Source organism: Shewanella sp. SM71 (assembly GCF_025653905.1).
Taxonomy (GTDB): Bacteria; Pseudomonadota; Gammaproteobacteria; order Enterobacterales; family Shewanellaceae; genus Shewanella; species Shewanella oncorhynchi.
On the sequence record NZ_JAKKRW010000017.1, the window covers coordinates 13,458 to 30,112 of the forward strand.

The window sequence follows — 16,655 nt, forward strand, 5'->3', positions numbered from 1 at the left end:
TTGCTGGTAATTGTCTTCAAGGTCTTGAGTTAACCATTAGGATAAAAGGATAAGCAGTGCCTGATGTTCGATATTAATGTTTACCTTTCAGTAATCGCATAACTGCCATCTGTGTTATAGCGGATGATAAACCCTTTTTTCTCACCATCGTGGTAATACTTCAGGGACAGTAATCGATCCTTGTTATCGATTTCATATGTCCAGCCACGTTGCTCATTGTCGCTGTAATTGGACAGTGAATAACCGCCATCCTTCTTGTAGCGGATGTTGATTTGACTGTCTTGCCCCTGTTCATTATTTTGCAGCTTTTGGACATGCCCCTCTTCATCGAATTCATATTCTTTGATGAGGTTGCCATGATGGTAGTCAGAAAATTTGTATAATTTTCCTTTACTATCATAATAATATTGTTCCCCATGCTTAATTGATGGCGTATTTCTAAAGGGGGGATTCAGTATGTCCTTACAGTCATTGCTATAGGGATTTTCTCGCATTATGCACTCATCTTGAGAGGGCTTGACGGGCAAGGTTTCGTCATATTCATAATGACTTAACTCCATAAGCCGGTGATTATGGTTAGGATCAAATATCGCCTGCATGCCATGGTATTCACCTTTGCGATAGTGTCTAATGCCGTTGGCAACATCCTGTGCTGAGTACCAAATACTCTGACCATCGAGCAGTCCCTGCTTATAATGCTTATTGGCAAAGAGCACATTTTCATCGCTGATTAGTTTTTCTTCACCTTCGCGTAATCCATTGAGATAAGTCACTTCGATCCGTGATTTCTTGTCAGTTTTAAATACCCAAGGGCCAGTGCGCTTGCCATCAAGGTAAGCCCCGTTACCCACATAGTTGCGGTATTCGCCAAGCGAGACTTTATCTACCCAAGGGCCTTGTTTAATGCCGTTTTGATAGTGACCTTTATTGCCATTGCTCTCAAGCCATTCACCGTCTTTGACGCCGTTGCGATAAATGCCTTTTTCAGACAATCGCTTATCACCTGTGTCTGCGCCATATTCGGGCTCATAGATTTCATATGGGCCATCGAGCACTCCTTGATTGTAATGGGCAAAACCGTAGTTATCTGCCTCATCGAACATGGACTGTGCAATCCATTTACCTTGCTTTTTACTGTCAAGATATTCACCTTCCCAATAGCTTGTTTGGCCGTCAGCCTCCATCCATTTACCGACTTTTTTGCCTTGTTTGTACTGACCATTCAACATGATATTGGCATTACGGTTATCGTAGGCGATATAGGGGCCATCGAGCACACCTTGGGCATAATGACTTTCAAGCGCAAGTCCAGCCCAAGATCCACCGAGATTCATATAATCATAAGCTGGGCCCGTTTTTGGGATCTCACCCTCACCGCTGTTTAGCCAGTCCACATCATCGGCTTCAAAGACAACGCTCACCAACACAAAACTGCCCTGTTGTTCGCGATAATCATTGCGATAAAAGTGGGTCACTAAACTGTATTGATGCTCGCGGCCTTGGGCATCTTTATCTTTGCGGGTGAGGGGATAACGTAATTTATATTCGTCCGCGGTTTTCACATCGGCGGGTAAACCTTTAGCATTGCGATAGCCGATTAAGGTTGGTTTGAGCTTGGTTGAACCATCGATAATCGCTTTAATGGCGGGATCTTCAATCGCCTCAACATCATAGGTCATGCGATATTGCTGTGGCGGAATTTGGTTTAACACTTTGCGGGTGTCGCTGACGGTAAATGACGATAACGTCGGGGCGACTTCATCCAGCATAACTTGAAGGCGTGGTAGCTTAGTGAGCTTTGAATCCTCAAAACCATAACCCCGTAAATGCTGACCATCAGTATCTTTAAGCATGACCACGACTTCTTTGTCGCCACCCTTATCAAAGTCATAGTAAAAAACGGCCACAATTTCAGCCGCACCATAATCATCAAGATGTACCCCGGGCGCATCGCCGTCGGACATTTCGCTCCACACTTGATTGTCTTTTTGGTGAAAATTAAGCCATTGGCCATTCGGTAAATCGACAGTGGGATGGACGGCTTTGCCCGCAGCGCTTGCCGCAGGAATAACCGTTAAAGAGGATAACAACATCATGCCCGCTGCAGTGAATAAACTGCGAATCGAAAGTTCCATTTAACTACACCTTTTACACCGATAACTTGCGCCTCATGCGCACCAGTAAACGGGCCGAATTTTATGCGAAGACAAGCACTTCAGGAAGTAGCTGATACAAAAAAGGCCGCAATAGCGGCCTGTTAAGATCTAATGTTTAACAATCAGCGATGCGATATAGCATTTATTTCACGGGTGTCTTTTAGGGTAATCATTTAGATTTCTTTGAAAACGGGTTTTAAAAGAAAATGAGCTAAAAATATTACAATAACAGCTGCTTAAATTTAATAGAGCACTGAAGCAGTGCTTCAATTTTGCTTTGTTTCGCTTGTTCTGAATCTACATTCCCAGTGGTGTAAAACGTTATTTCTGGATCGAGTATCGGGCTACACGCTTGGTGTTCGATTTTCAACAATGAGTGCGTTCGATTAGCAATGGCTAATCCAGAATCAATGACGGTAACGTGGTGGGGAAGGGCATTTTTGATTTCTGCATTGATAAGTGGAAAGTGAGTACAAGCCAGCACTAATACATCGGTATTAAACGCATCGGGTTTGCTAAAAATACGCTGAATTTCCTGAGTTACAATGTCGGGATCAAACCCATTGCCGAGAAGTTTTTGCTCTGAGGCGAGAACCAGCACTTCAGAGTCTTCTACTAAAACCTTACATTCTGTGGCGAAATTCGTGATCAGCATCTTCACATAAGCTGAGTTCACTGTGGTGTGAGTGCCAAGTACCATCACTACCTTTGATTTTGATAACGAAGCGGCGGGTTTTATCGCAGGGACAACGCCGACAATAGGTATATTGAGTTCAGCACGAAGTAAGTCTAGCGCAATGGTACTCGCTGTATTGCAGGCGATAACGATGATATCGGGTTGAGTCAGTGAGCTTGCTTTGGATATAACGTCTAAAATTCGCTTTTTTAGTATATCGTGTGGCTTTTTTCCGTAAGGGAAAAAGCCAGCGTCAGAGACGTAACTCAGCCGTATGTTGGGGATTCTCTTTTTTATTTCGGCCGCGACAGTCAGTCCACCTGAACCTGAATCAAAAACTAATATTGAGCTATCCATTGCACCTACCTTCACATAATCAACACATTTAATTTTGCCATAGACACAGGAGCGTTAGTCGAATTGGCATACAGCTTCAAGAGGCGCATTTTGCTCTTTCAGCCTATTTTGATCAATGAGGATATGTTTGGTTAAGACTTTTTCGTAAACAAAAAATCTTTTGGTGAGTTAATGCAATCTACCGCAGGGTGAGATCATGAATACTCAGTTTTGTCCGCAGTTTAGTTTGGATGCCAACTTAATCCTTCGTGCGTTTGTAAATATAGGTGTAGCTTTAATTCCGCATATCCATTCAGCACTATCATTCCAGTGACACGCCGACTTTGGTTTTAAAATAGTCGTCCATGTATGCTCGAGCATGGAATCTGCTGTATAGGACATACTAATGTCGCGATCACATGGATGTGAATAAGCGAACATGCCACGGACGGTCACTTCCATGATAGTGCTTAATTTGGTTAATCCCTGTATATGTCTGATAGCTGATTTTATAGAGGATTTATGACTATCTTTGGCTTTCATATTAACAGTTCAATGTTTGTATTTCGTACTGTCATCTCCAAATTAGTTTTGTTAGGCTGTTCAAATAGTTGGTAAAGATTAGTATTGAGTAAGGTTTTTCCAAACATGGATAAAGGCATTGTTGAGCGGACTCTTTGGTATGAGCACAAAGACGGTCGTAAAGAACTTAAGGAAACTGAGCTAAGCAGTTTTATCGAGCCTTTAATTATATTGGGCGATGCTGGAATGGGTAAGTCAGTTTTACTGGCTCGATTGGCCGAATTGTCAGGCTTTAAATATTGTACGGCAAGACAGCTTGCTCGTTGCCAAGATCCATTAAAACTTCTTGATGGTAATCAAGTTCTTGTTATAGATGCTTTAGATGAAGTTAGCTCTCAAAAAGAAGGCGCTGCGGTTGATGCTGTTTTAGAAAAGCTTCAACAACTCAATTGTCCTGCTTTTATTTTGTCCTGCCGAGTTGCTGATTGGCAAAGTGCTACAGCAGTGTTATCGATTTCTGAGGATTATTCAAAGAAGCCAATAGAACTGCACTTAATGCCTTTCAGCGATGATGATATTCAGAGGTACTTATCTCTATCCTTGGGAGTTGAGAGAGCGGAAGTCGTTATTCAACATTTTAATTCTCGTGGTTTAAATCAGTTACTTGGCAATCCACAAACACTTGAACTTATTGCTGAAATAGCTCAAGAAGGTGAGTTGCCAAATAGCCGAAGTGAACTATTTGAGCGCGCGATTGATGCTTTGTGGTGTGAGCATAAAGACAGTAAAGCCCAATATCAGCTTGACAAAGAAGCTATCATCCAAACTGCAGGTGCCGCTTTTGCGGCATTAATACTCACCGGAAATGAGGCTTTAACTCGTAAAGCTGCAGCTAATATTGGAGAAGGCGAGATATCATTTATTGAAATTGCCACATTACCTAAAGCGAAAAATATTAAAGATGTTATTGCTACAAGGTTATTTAAAAGTATTGGAGTAGATCGCTTTAGTTATCTACATCGTAGTATTGGTGAATACCTTGGCGCTAAGTGGTTGGCTCAAAACTCAAACTCTGGAACGAACAAGAGACGGTTTTTTTCACTGTTCTATTCTGATGGATTAGTACCCGCGAGTTTGAGGGGGATTCATGCTTGGCTGGCGCAAGACCCTGCGCTTAAGTCTACTGTCATCAAGAATGATCCTATGGGTTTTATTGAGTATGGCGATGCAGATGTGCTGACAGTACATGAAGCGAGAATTTTGCTTACGGCTTTGCAAGGTTTAGCGATTGAGAATCCCCGATTTAGAGATTGGAAAAAATATTCGATAAGGGGATTAATTCAAGAACCACTCATCGAGGATTTAAGACAATTAATTATTTCAAAAAATACGATATTTGGGTTTCGTTTGATATTGCTTGAGGCATTTAATGGTAGTGACATTAACGGTAGATTCGTCGATGATTTAAAACGTATTATTCTAGACAAAAAAGATACGTTTGCGATTAGAAGTGCTGCTATAGAAGTACTTGTTAATAGTAAAGCCAAAGATGATGTTGTTACGTTACTGAATTCTCTTTGCATATATAATGATGTAGATTCATTACGTTTAGTCATTGAGAGTTTTGAACTACTTAATTTCGAAAGTGTTGATGATAAACTTATTGTCGATGCCGTCATTTCTTATGTAGAAAAAAATAAATTTACTATAGGTGTTTTATATACTATAGAGCGAAGTTTACCTGATGGTAGGATCGGAAGTGTTTTAGACCTATTGTCTAAATCACTTACAGAAATAGGAGAGAGGTATGTGCGAACTGGTAATTACGAATTTGCTGATTTTTCCTATTATCTTATTCTTAGAAAAATTAAGTCATCAAATAAAAATCCAAATGTTGAGAGGTTTTTTAATTGGTTAAGTCCACATCATAGCTCACAAGGGTACAATCAAAGTAATAGAAATGAGCTAAATAAACTTATCAATGAAAATAGTGATTTTAAACTAGCCATACAAAAGTGGGTGTTGCTTGAGGCTCCTATTGATAAAAGTATTATACGTAGAGGTAATGATCTAGCTAGTGCTTTATCCGCACTAACTGTTTCCGAAAAAGATCTAATTATTATTTTAAATACATTAGATGAACATGATCAACGCTGGAAAGAGTTGGTTCAGCTCATTCAACATGACGGGGAAGTTGGAAGTCAGTTAAGACAAGCAGCACAACGTTTTGCACGACATAAGCAAGTAGACATCGATTGGCTATCGAGTTTAGCCGTATTGTTCGTTCCTGAGTGGCAAGTTAAGGAGGAAGAAAGGCTTCGTAAAGAAATAGAGGAAAAAACTGTAAGACATCAAGTTCATCGTGATGAATGTCAAATTCACATCAATGATATGCGAACAGGAAATTATCAAGATATTATTAACCCTGTAAAGGCATATTTGAAATTATTCAACGATATTAGTCATGATACTCCAGCATACCAACGCATTGCTGAATGGCTGGGTGATGAATTAAGTCAAGCTGCCTTTGAGGGAGTTGAAGCATACTTAACTAAAAAACCTTTATTCCCATCAATTGATCAAATGCAACAAATTAGAAATGATGGGCAGTTCTATGAGGCAGAGTACATTATTATTGTAGCTACTGCCGAACGTATCAGAAATGGCATAGGGATAGCAGACCTTTCAGATGAAGTGATATTCTCGGTATTTTCATCGTTGCGTCATCATTCTAATCTTGAGCAGCATGCAGGCATAAGTGATCTTCAACTTACTCAGTCAGTAGAACAAGAGATTGAACTGCGAGGATTGTGGGAAACTGCCATAAGACGTTTTTATGAACCACAACTTGCTATTGGTAAAAATACTATTTTGGGTTTTTATGAGCTAATGCATAATGATTCAAAAAAAGAGGTTTGTAGCCAATTAGCATTTGAATGGTTACAACGATATAAATCACTTCCTGAAAATATTGAAAGTGAGTGCATTAAACGTCTGATTTACCCATCTAAATTCGAAGAGTTACGATCTTTACTTGTTGAGTACTTTAATGTTAGCGAGAAACATCATCGTTTAATTTGGGATGCGATTTGTTTTATTGTGGATTTTGAAACTATTACTGAAAAAGTCGGTAAAAAAATTTCCCCTGATTTTATTTGGCAGATTCGTGACTTAGTACAAGGTCACTACAGGCACAACGCATATTTAGAACTTAGTGTTGCTCAATGTGAATGGATAGTACAGACATTTAGATTGTTATGGCCAATGGCAACAGATCTTTATGAAGAAACCCGTGGTTCTAATAATGCTTGGGATGCTAGTCAATTTATTAATTCGTTTATAGAGCGATTAGGGAAATCCTCCAATGAAGATGCTGTCTTGGCATTAAGGGGTTTGCGGCAAGCTCCAGAGGATAGTTATACCTCGTGGATAAAAGTCGTTGCAGCTGAGCAACAACGGCTTGTGGTTGAATCAAATTATGCGCCACCGACATTAGCATCAATTAAGGCTATTACTTGTAATATATCTCCACAATCAATGGCTGATCTTCAAGCTTTAATAATTGAAGAGTTAGAAATTGTTCAGGCAAAGATAAAAAGCGATGACATAGATAGTGGTCGCGTTTTTTATAACGATGACAATATCCCACACAATGAAGAACGCTGTAGCAGTTTGTTAATTGGGTTACTTCGTCAAGGCGCAGCAGGCGTTGAATATACGCCAGAGCAGCATGTATCGAATGATAAAGAAGTTGATATCTGTTGTTCTGTTGGCGGGCTTAGGCTTCCAATTGAAGTAAAAGGGCAATGGCATAGAGATTTATGGCATGCCGCAGATACTCAATTAGATAGGCTATATACGCAAGACTGGCGTGCAGAGCATCGCGGGATCTATTTAGTGCTTTGGTTTGGTAAGGGTCAGCTTGAGACTAAGAAGTTAAAGCCGCAAGGAAGGGGAAAAGCTATACCTAAAACAGCGGAAGAATTGCAAGAAATGCTCATGGCTAATTGTCTTGCTGCACAACAAGGGAGAGTAAAGATTGCTGTTTTAGATTTAGAAATCAATGGGTAAAGACATTTTCTATTTAGCTAGTAAAGAATAAGTTGGTCAGCCGTAAGTCTTTTCAGATTAACAGCCAATACCAAAGCTAAGGTGATACACTATCTGCACTCTAACTTGTTGAAATAATAAAGTAAAATACCGTGGCGACATCATGGATGATGGCGTAGGCTCGGGGGCACATTCTGAGCCGTTAGGTGATTTTTATTGGAGTATGAGACTGGTTACTAAGGTGTTTACGGAGATATGAGTCATTTAGCTACAGACTACTCAAGTGTTGACGAAATTAAGCACTTGCATGTAAGTGACCGTTGGCGGCATGGATGCCGCCGTCGAGCCCTCAAGGATGAGTTTATGGCGTGTCACTGGAATGAAAGTGATTAATTCTATGCATACAAAAATAAAGAACTAATCACTCTCTTAAAGAGGGAGTTGCTGTTAATTCCCTCTTGGTCGATTCTTGATTAACAAATCAGGGTGAAGCTCCACGACGTTGGTCAGCTAGGCTTAATAGTTATAAGTCTATTACCTAGGCAGCCAATACCAAAGCTAACCTAATACAGTTTGGATAATGAAGGCTTAGATTTGTAAACTAAACACTCCGAGAATCTTGATTCTCGGAGTGGGGGAAGTCATTACTTCTGCGTTGCGCGGTAGTGGTCGAAGTTCTCGATATAATCTTCCAGATTGGCGTCGAGCATTTCTTTATAGCGCTCCATATAATAGTCCATCATTTCCTGCTTTTTGGCCTGCATTTGCTCTTTGCTTTCAAAGCTGGTGGAACCAAACCAAGCGTTGTAGCGGGCGACGGCCCACATAAAAGAAGCGCTGACCTCACCAGTTTGGATTTCGGTGCTCTGGTTTTGCTGGTTCGCGAGTTTTATCAACTCAGAGGCACGGTCGTAAAAGGCTTTTTCGTTATCAGACATCAGCAATTCCTATTGTTGGGCAAAGTGGCTAAAGAAAGGGCGTGTGGTGTGTTTTCACCCTTTTGGTTATTGCTACTTACCCTAAGATATTTTGCGACAGAGGGACAGTCGCAGATCTCACAGAATGCGTTGATATCACACTAACATAATGTGCCTAAACTCAATTTGGGATAGGCGTAACACTTTTCAGTTAGTTGCAAAACTCCAGATGGCTTGAATAAGCCCATTATTAACCTTAAACACCACTATCACTTCAATCGGTTCATCCTTACTGAAATAAATTATCTCGAAATGCATTGCTGTGTAGGGAGGGAAAGAGCGCTTGTCGTCGCGCTACTATCATTGCGCAACTCTCATCGCACTCAATATCATCGCCATGATAGCTTGCTTGCCCTCTAGTATTTTCTCAGTTAAGTACACTATTCCAACAGCTTAAGTTGTGTTTGTCCCCATTGGGTGGCATAGGGCATGGCTTCTTGCGGGCTGAGGATAAACTCATTTTCACAGCCATCGCCGCGGGGCGTTTCCCAGAATTTGATGCCCTTTGGCTCAAGGGTGAGCTGGTAATATCCCGAGCCGTCTGATGTGGGGCATTCTGCGTCCGGTGCTTTGCCAGCAAACAATTTGTCCCTTAATGCAGGGGGTAAAGGATGACTCATACCCTCGAGCATGCTTTGTGGTTGAGTATCGGCGAGAAACCATTGCCATGGGTGGAAAGGTTTGCCGTCGGTAAGGGAGAAACTCACAAATTCTTGGCTGATACCATTGGCGCCATAACCTGCCGCCCAGCGATATAGGCGCACACTGAGCCAATGCTGATTAATAAAAATCGGTTCGGCAAAGGTTTCGTCAGTTACAAAACTGCCCATTTGTGCCAGCATTCTGCGGCGAGTGTCAAAGGTTTGTGCTAGTTGGGCTTCATCGGTGAGCTTATGTTCAAGCCATTGATTAATTGCCAATATACCCGTTTGTGGGCCTTTAAATTCGATACCTACATCTGTGCCAAAAGTCAGCGGGCGATACTCAATATTTTCGTAGCTTTGCCATTTACCTCGGCTGAGTTTTGGCTTGGTTTCTAGCGGTAGATTGTAAGCATCGGCACCACAATCCTCGACCTTATCTGGGCTGATTTCTCGCTCAAGTTGCACTGGTAATGATTTACTCGCAGTATCTTTAAACCAATGGCCGCTCAGTTTTTGTGGCGTGACACTATCAAACTGCCAATTTCCGGTATTGCCTTCTTCTTTCCACAGTTCATCTTGCTGCTCGAGTCTTATCGGCGTTAAGTAGCGTTGATAGTAATAACTGCCTGTTCCATATTGATTAAAACAAATTCTGACTTTGCTTTTACCTAACTGTCCCTGCCAGATCCCTGTGAGTTCATTGGCCGCAAAGGTCGGCAAAGAGATCGTGGCGGTCAACAACAGGCTTGAAGATAAAACGGAGAATAACATCCTTGTGGGCATACTGATTTTCTCTTAAAAGGTGATAAGTAAGGGCCGTATTCTAAGCGCAGGATACTGACCGATTGTGGATTAAAAATCAAAATCTGATAAAAAAGTCGCCCGTAGGCGACTTGATGTTAAAGACTTAAGGCTTACTCAACTTGCCAATCAATGGCTTCTCCAGCACGAATAGGCACTACGTTAGTATCGCCAAGCGGGTAAGTGGCAGGGACATCCCATGACTTTTTGACCAGCGTGATGGTATCGGTATTACGTGGCAGATGGTAAAAGTCTGGGCCGTTAAAGCTTGCGAACGCTTCGAGTTTATCCAGCGCATTGACCGACTCGAAGGCTTCGGCATACAGCTCTATGGCAGCATGAGCCGTGTACGAACCCGCGCAGCCACAGGCGGCTTCTTTCTTATCCTTGGCGTGTGGCGCTGAATCTGTACCGAGGAAAAACTTCTTGCTGCCGCTTGCCGCTGCACCTAACAACGCCTGCTGGTGGGTGTTGCGTTTTAAAATCGGCAGGCAGTAAAAATGCGGACGAATACCGCCTGCCAGCATGTGATTGCGGTTATACAGTAAATGGTGGGCTGTGATAGTCGCGGCCACATTGTCTGAGGCTTGAGTGACAAAATCGACGGCATCTTTGGTGGTGATATGCTCAAGCACGATTTTAAGCGCTGGGAAATCGGCGACAATTTTACTGAGGATATTTTCAATAAAGACACGCTCGCGGTCGAAAATATCAATGGCTGAATCTGTGACTTCACCGTGGACTAAAAACAGCATGCCGACTTCTTGCATGGCTTGGAGTACGGGATAGATGTTTTTAACATCGGTTACGCCGGAATCTGAGTTAGTCGTCGCGCCCGCTGGGTAGAGTTTAGCGGCGACAATTTTACCCGAGGCTTTAGCCTTGCGGATTTCATCTGGGCTGGTTTTGTCGGTTAAATACAATACCATCAAAGGTTCGAATTGTGAGCCCGCGGGCACTTGCGCTTTAATGCGATCGTAATAGGCCAGTGCGGTTTCGGTATCGATAGCGGGGGGCACTAAGTTTGGCATCACGATGGCGCGGCCCATATAGCGGCTGATATCGCGCACTGTATCTTTAAGCTGGGCGCCGTCTCTTAAGTGAATATGCCAGTCGTCTGGGCGAGTGATTGTTATTGTAGTCATAGGGTTTGGTCTTTTGATCGTTTTTGCTGCGAGGGTGGCGGGATCTTATGTGGCAAGGATTTTACTGTAAAGGGAAACTCGGCTGTTTTGGTTAATAAATCTAGATTCTAGACCCTAGAATCTAGGAACTGCTTTTTTTCAATCGGACACTTTTCATTTCACTGCTGCGGACACTTTTAAATAAAAGCGCCAGTGTCCGCGGACACTTTTATCTGTGATTTTTTGTTAAGGTTATGAAAGTAAATAATTTTACTTGTTTGGCATAGGCTTTGCTAACTCTGGGGTAGAGATTTCCAATAGTGTCCGTTGATACGTTCCGGCACTGATGATTCCAACAGGGAAGCGAGTAAAGCCATGATTAAAGATACTAGCGGCCAAGATACAGTACTTGTGCCATCGACCTCTAAACGTCTTAAGTTACCGCTGATCATTGGCGGTTGCGCCTTATTAGTCAGCGCCTTAGTGTGGGCAAGTTTAGGCTCTGATAGTGTTAGCAAATCCCTTAGCCGCAGCGACATCACTACCGCAAAACTCTTTATTGGAACGTTAACCCGCGATGTGGCGACCACAGGTAAAATCGTGGCGGCCAATGCGCCTATTTTGTATAGCACAGAGGAAGGCACAGTGACTCTGCTCAGCAATCCTGGCGATACTGTTAATAAGGGCGATGTGGTCGCCAAACTCGATAGTCCAAGACTCACTAATCAGCTAGCGCAAGCCAAGTCCCTATTAGCGGGTATGGAGAGTGCATTAGAGCGCGCTAAGTTGGATGCAAGACGCGATCAATTACAAGCTTATCAAACCTTAGATATCGCAACGGTCGATCTTGAAGCGGCGGATAGGGAAAGCCGACGCGGAGAGGAACTGATTCAAAGTCAGCTTATTGGCCAGATTGATTATGAAAAGGGCAAAGATGATTTACACAAAGCCAAGCTGAAGTTTAAGCATGCAGAGCAAGAAGTTGCGTTAACGAAAGATACGTTAACCTTTGAGATTAAAAATAAAGCCCTAGAAGTTGAGCGTCAAACTCTCGCGGTGCGTGAATTAGAACGCCAAGTCGATGCCTTGAATATTGTTGCACCTGTTAACGGCATTATCGGTAACTGGATTACCGAGCAGAAAACCCGTCTTAGCGCTAACCAACCGATTTTAACCGTCGTGGATTTAAGCGCCTATGAGGCTGAGTTAGCCGTGCCTGAGTCCTATGCGGATGATCTGGGTTTAGGCATGGAAGTCGAGTTGAGTTTTGGCAGTATTAAGTTAATGGGCAAGTTATCGTCGATTTCCCCTGAAGTGCGTAACCGTGAAGTGACCGCTAGGGTGCAATTTGACCAAAGCGACAGCCTAACACTGCGCCAGAATCAACGCATCTCGGCCCGAGTGTTATTAGAGCACAGACCCAATGTTCTTATGGTAAAACGCGGCGCCTTTATGACCAGCGGTGGAGGGGAGAAAACTTATCAAGTCGAAGGCGATTTAGCGACCCGCCGTGCGATAAAACTGGGTAGTACGAGCCTGAGCCAAGTGGAAGTTCTGGATGGCGGTAAAGCGGGAGATGAGTGGGTGATCTCAAGCCTCGATCCCTTTAATCGTGCTGAGCAGGTAAGAATGAACTGAATCACACGAAACAAGGCATCCCTAATCAGTTGAGCCCTTAGGTGAGCCATAAAAAGTACAGCGTTATGCATTAAATAGGAGCCAGATATGCGACATAACCCCTTAAATATTAGCGTGTTGATGTCATCTAAAGTGTTTGGAGTTTTGGCATTAGCATTGTTAGTGATTGCCGTTGAGCTAAGTATCGGTGAGGCCAATAGTTGGTTTTTTCTTGGGCTTAATCTGCTGGAATGGATTGATCCCTTGGAGGATGTACATCAGGTGGGTGAGGTGTCGGTTGCATCTACGGATTTGATGATCCAAGCCTTTGTATGGTTTTTAGACTGTGTTGTTCAGCCCTTTTTCGGCTTACTCTGTGATGCCATGGCTTAATTGAAAAATAAATATACATTGCGTTTTATCGAGTTGTTTACGCGCAGAATACACTGATTATTAAAGGAAATTAATATGTTATCAATGAAGAATGTGAGCAAGGTTTTTAAAACGGATCTCGTTGAAACCCACGCCCTGCGCGATTTTAACCTCGAGGTGAACGAAGGCGAATTTGTCGCGGTAACGGGTCCTTCAGGCTCGGGTAAAACCACCTTTTTAAATATCGCAGGTTTACTCGAAGGCTTTACCCATGGTGATTATTTTCTCGATGGGATTAACGTGTCTAACTTGAGCGATAACAAGAGCGCTACTGTCCGTAATGAGAAAATTGGCTTTATTTTCCAAGGTTTTAATTTAATTCCCGATCTTAACTTAGCTGAGAATATTGAAGTGCCGCTGCGCTACCGTGGCTTTAATGCCAAGGAGCGTCAACGCCGCGTACAAGAGGCATTAGAGCAAGTGGGCCTAGCTTCACGCCTCAAGCATTTACCTACGCAGTTGTCGGGCGGACAGCAACAAAGGGTGGCGATAGCTCGGGCATTGGCGGGTAAGCCACGCTTCCTGCTCGCCGACGAACCCACAGGAAACCTCGACAGCCTAATGGCACGTCAAGTGATGGAATTACTCGAAAATATCAATCAAGCGGGCACGACCATTATCATGGTGACGCACGATCCTGAACTCGCTCGCCGCGCCCAACGCAACATTCAAATTGTCGATGGTCAAGTGTGTGATTTTACTATGTATCATCAAGGTCATCGACATGTCAGTGATATCACTGCTGCGACTGATATCGACAAACTTGTCGCCAACGCCGACCGTTAAGGATATGCATTATGTTCTTTTATTATGTTGATTTAGCTTGGCGCAGCATTAAGAAAACCCCAGTGCTGTCGCTGTTGATGGTGTTGGCGATTTCGATTGGTATTGGCATCACAATCACCACGTTAAACGTGTACAAAATGATGTCATTTAATCCTGCGGGTGAACGCTCTGATGAGTTAAATGCGGTACAGCTTTGGAGCCAAGGTCCTGATTCTTGGGATGAGTTAAACTCGTTAGTGACTTACCAAGACGCGATGAATCTGCGCAACAATACCTTACCTAAACGCCAAGCTGCGATGTTTCGCACTGGGATGGCAGTGCAAACGGAGGATGCCAATTTTGCGCCTATTTTAGAAAGCATTCGGGTGACGGACAGTGACTTTTTCAAGCTGTTTGACGTGCCATTTTTGTACGGTAATGCGTGGGATAAATCCGTCGACACTGAGCCTGCTTATCAAGTGGTGATTAACGATAAACTCAATCAAAAGTTATTTGCGGGTCAAAACAGTGTTGGCAAAGTTATCTATCTTAATCGTAAACCTTATCAAGTGGTTGGTGTGATTGATGCTTGGGATCCTAAGCCTAAATATTATGATCCCACTAACGGTGCCTTTAACGACACGGAACAAATTTTTGTGCCGTTTTCGCTGACGCCTATCGAAGAGTTTGATATATGGGGTAACACGTCAGGTTGGAAGTTTGAGACGATGAATAGTTACAGTGATCGCCTTAACTCTGAAAAAGTGTGGCTGCTGTATTGGGTTGAGTTACCAAATAAAGACGCAGTAGCCAGTTACCGTTCTTGGCTCAGCAATTATGTGGCGGAGCAAAAAGCCCTAGGCCGTTTTACGGATAATAAATCTGCCGCTGATTCAGTCAAAGTATCCGATGTGGCAACTTGGCTTGAATACAATCATGTGGTGCCAGAAGACAATAAAATCTTGGTCGGTTTGAGTGTTCTGTTTTTAAGTGTTTGTTTAGTCAATATATTAGGTTTGATGCTGACCAAGTTTCTCAAGCGCGCGCCCGAAGTGGGTGTACGCCGCGCCATTGGCGCTAGCCGAGGTCAAATCTTCGCTCAATATATGGTTGAAGTGGGCATGATTGGTTTATTCGGTGGTTTGCTGGGACTGGCTTGGGCCTATGCTTCGCTTTATGGGTTATCGGCCCAGTTTGAGGTCGCGAAGGGGTTAACCCAGTTATCGGCAAGTATGTGGATTATCACCCCAAGTATTGCGGTGGGCACAGCGTTATTGGCTGGTTTGTATCCCGCGTGGGTGGTGTGTCGCACTAAGCCTAGCGTTTATCTTAAAAGCCAGTAGGGGACTTATTATGTTGCATATTAAACCTATTCTCAGCAGTTTATTGCGCAGTAAAAGCGGTCCAATCTTACTGCTTATTCAAATTATTTTGTCAGTGGCGATTGTGGCGAATGCGAGCTTTATTATTCAAGAGCGTTTAGTCCTGATGCAGCGTGATTCGGGGATTAAAGAGTCAGAAGTATTGACCTTTAGCTTGTTTAACTTTGATCCATTGATTGATAAAACCGCGCAAAACAAAATTGATCAGCAAATTTTGCGGGGGCTACCCAATGTGATTGATGCGACCTCAACCAATATGTTGCCGTTAAGCGGTGGCGGCTGGTCGAGCACGTTAAATCTGGGCCCCGACCCAGATAGCGCTAAATCGACACCGCAATTTGCCATGTATTTAGGGACAGATCACACCATTGAGACCTTAGGCATTAAGCTGATTGAGGGGCGTAACTTTTACCCCCATGAACTTAAGGATAACCTCGATAGCCCTAGCCGATTAGCGATCATCTCCAGTGTGTTAGCCAAAGCCATTTGGCCTGATGAATCGGCACTTGGCAAAGTGTTGTACGAGGGTAAGGATGCGCAGATCACTGTGATTGGCGTAGTCGAAAAACTACAAGGCGCGTGGATTGACAGTTCTAGCCTTGAAAATAGTGTGATTCAAAATGTGGATTATGGCAGTAGTTCTTATATGGTGCGGGCCAAACCTGAGTTTCACGCCGAGCTTAAAGACGCGATAAAAAAAGCGCTGCTGGCAGAGAATGCAAACCGAGTACTCGATGGATTTAAGTCAATCGAGGCCTTAAAAGATAGTTCATATCGCGATCATAAATTGATGATTACTGTGTTAACTATGATGGTGGTGTTGTTATTGCTTATCACCTCGCTCGGTTTAACGGGCATGGTGATGTTTAATATCCAGCGCCGCACTAAGCAGATAGGTACCCGCCGTGCATTGGGGGCTAAAAAGCGCGATATTATCAGTTACTTCCTCGTGGAGAACTATTTGATTTGCTTAGCGGGAGGCGTGCTGGGCGGCTTGTTAGCGATACAGTTAGGCCAACAGTTGATGAAAATCTATAGCTTGCCTATGTTGGACTTAAGCTACCCACTAATTACTGTGGCAGGTTTGTTTATTGTCACCACGTTAGCGGTTTACTTACCAGCGCGTAAAGCGGCAAATATTTCGCCAGCAACCGCAACCCGCAGCGTATAGCG

The 16,655-nt window shown here is 43.2% G+C and carries 11 protein-coding genes; 6 read left to right on the top strand and 5 right to left on the bottom strand.

What is annotated here, in order from left to right:
* Window positions 1-80: 80 nt before the first annotated feature.
* Both L5L97_RS16185 and murI read right to left on the bottom strand, forming a co-directional pair.
* A complete protein-coding gene (locus L5L97_RS16185) occupies window positions 81-2,135 on the bottom strand; it encodes a toxin-antitoxin system YwqK family antitoxin (protein WP_263182837.1) in 2,055 nt (684 codons plus the stop codon).
* 241 nt (window positions 2,136-2,376) lie between these two features.
* Complete coding sequence (gene murI, locus L5L97_RS16190; protein WP_263182840.1) at window positions 2,377-3,189, bottom strand: glutamate racemase; 813 nt, start codon at window positions 3,187-3,189, stop codon at window positions 2,377-2,379.
* A gap of 627 nt (window positions 3,190-3,816) precedes the next feature.
* Between murI and L5L97_RS16195 the strand changes: the two genes are divergently transcribed.
* Complete coding sequence (locus tag L5L97_RS16195; protein WP_263139957.1) at window positions 3,817-7,761, top strand: NACHT domain-containing protein; 3,945 nt, start codon at window positions 3,817-3,819, stop codon at window positions 7,759-7,761.
* A 623-nt stretch (window positions 7,762-8,384) separates the two neighbouring features.
* On the opposite strand, the gene L5L97_RS16200 is transcribed toward L5L97_RS16195, so the two are convergent.
* The 3 genes from L5L97_RS16200 to pyrC all read right to left on the bottom strand — a co-directional run bounded on the left by L5L97_RS16200 (window position 8,385) and on the right by pyrC (window position 11,307).
* Window positions 8,385-8,678: a DUF3144 domain-containing protein gene (locus L5L97_RS16200; RefSeq protein ID WP_014611180.1), complete on the bottom strand. Its 294-nt coding sequence runs from the start codon at window positions 8,676-8,678 to the stop codon at window positions 8,385-8,387.
* Window positions 8,679-9,097: 419 nt separating this feature from the next.
* Window positions 9,098-10,144, bottom strand: a complete 1,047-nt coding sequence (locus tag L5L97_RS16205; RefSeq protein WP_263139960.1) for a hypothetical protein — start codon at window positions 10,142-10,144, stop codon at window positions 9,098-9,100.
* Window positions 10,145-10,275: 131 nt separating this feature from the next.
* Window positions 10,276-11,307 (bottom strand): dihydroorotase, encoded by a 1,032-nt coding sequence (gene pyrC, locus L5L97_RS16210; RefSeq protein WP_219251151.1) that lies wholly within the window; start codon window positions 11,305-11,307, stop codon window positions 10,276-10,278.
* A 354-nt stretch (window positions 11,308-11,661) separates the two neighbouring features.
* Between pyrC and L5L97_RS16215 the strand changes: the two genes are divergently transcribed.
* The 5 genes from L5L97_RS16215 to L5L97_RS16235 all read left to right on the top strand — a co-directional run bounded on the left by L5L97_RS16215 (window position 11,662) and on the right by L5L97_RS16235 (window position 16,653).
* Window positions 11,662-12,924, top strand: a complete 1,263-nt coding sequence (locus L5L97_RS16215; protein WP_263139963.1) for an efflux RND transporter periplasmic adaptor subunit — start codon at window positions 11,662-11,664, stop codon at window positions 12,922-12,924.
* Between the two features lie 87 nt (window positions 12,925-13,011).
* The gene (locus L5L97_RS16220; protein ID WP_263182843.1) at window positions 13,012-13,296 is read left to right on the top strand and encodes a hypothetical protein; all 285 of its coding nucleotides are present in this window, start codon (window positions 13,012-13,014) and stop codon (window positions 13,294-13,296) included.
* 75 nt (window positions 13,297-13,371) lie between these two features.
* Entirely contained in the window at window positions 13,372-14,121 is a 750-nt protein-coding gene (locus tag L5L97_RS16225) for an ABC transporter ATP-binding protein (RefSeq protein ID WP_263139968.1), read from the top strand.
* A gap of 11 nt (window positions 14,122-14,132) precedes the next feature.
* The gene (locus L5L97_RS16230; protein WP_263139970.1) at window positions 14,133-15,443 is read left to right on the top strand and encodes an ABC transporter permease; all 1,311 of its coding nucleotides are present in this window, start codon (window positions 14,133-14,135) and stop codon (window positions 15,441-15,443) included.
* A 10-nt stretch (window positions 15,444-15,453) separates the two neighbouring features.
* On the top strand, window positions 15,454-16,653 hold the full coding sequence (locus L5L97_RS16235; RefSeq protein ID WP_263139972.1) for an FtsX-like permease family protein: 1,200 nt from the start codon (window positions 15,454-15,456) through the stop codon (window positions 16,651-16,653).
* The last annotated feature ends 2 nt before the right edge of the window (window positions 16,654-16,655 follow it).

Bases quoted from the DNA above. Each gene is read 5' to 3' on its own strand.
- L5L97_RS16225 (WP_263139968.1), top strand. From the start codon at position 13,372: ATGTTATCAATGAAGAATGTGAGCAAGGTTTTTAAAACGGATCTCGTT.
- L5L97_RS16230 (WP_263139970.1), top strand. From the start codon at position 14,133: ATGTTCTTTTATTATGTTGATTTAGCTTGGCGCAGCATTAAGAAAACC.
- L5L97_RS16195 (WP_263139957.1), top strand. From the start codon at position 3,817: ATGGATAAAGGCATTGTTGAGCGGACTCTTTGGTATGAGCACAAAGAC.
- L5L97_RS16220 (WP_263182843.1), top strand. From the start codon at position 13,012: ATGCGACATAACCCCTTAAATATTAGCGTGTTGATGTCATCTAAAGTG.
- L5L97_RS16200 (WP_014611180.1), bottom strand. From the start codon at position 8,678: ATGTCTGATAACGAAAAAGCCTTTTACGACCGTGCCTCTGAGTTGATA.
- L5L97_RS16215 (WP_263139963.1), top strand. From the start codon at position 11,662: ATGATTAAAGATACTAGCGGCCAAGATACAGTACTTGTGCCATCGACC.
- L5L97_RS16185 (WP_263182837.1), bottom strand. From the start codon at position 2,135: ATGGAACTTTCGATTCGCAGTTTATTCACTGCAGCGGGCATGATGTTG.
- murI (WP_263182840.1), bottom strand. From the start codon at position 3,189: ATGGATAGCTCAATATTAGTTTTTGATTCAGGTTCAGGTGGACTGACT.
- L5L97_RS16205 (WP_263139960.1), bottom strand. From the start codon at position 10,144: ATGCCCACAAGGATGTTATTCTCCGTTTTATCTTCAAGCCTGTTGTTG.
- L5L97_RS16235 (WP_263139972.1), top strand. From the start codon at position 15,454: ATGTTGCATATTAAACCTATTCTCAGCAGTTTATTGCGCAGTAAAAGC.
- pyrC (WP_219251151.1), bottom strand. From the start codon at position 11,307: ATGACTACAATAACAATCACTCGCCCAGACGACTGGCATATTCACTTA.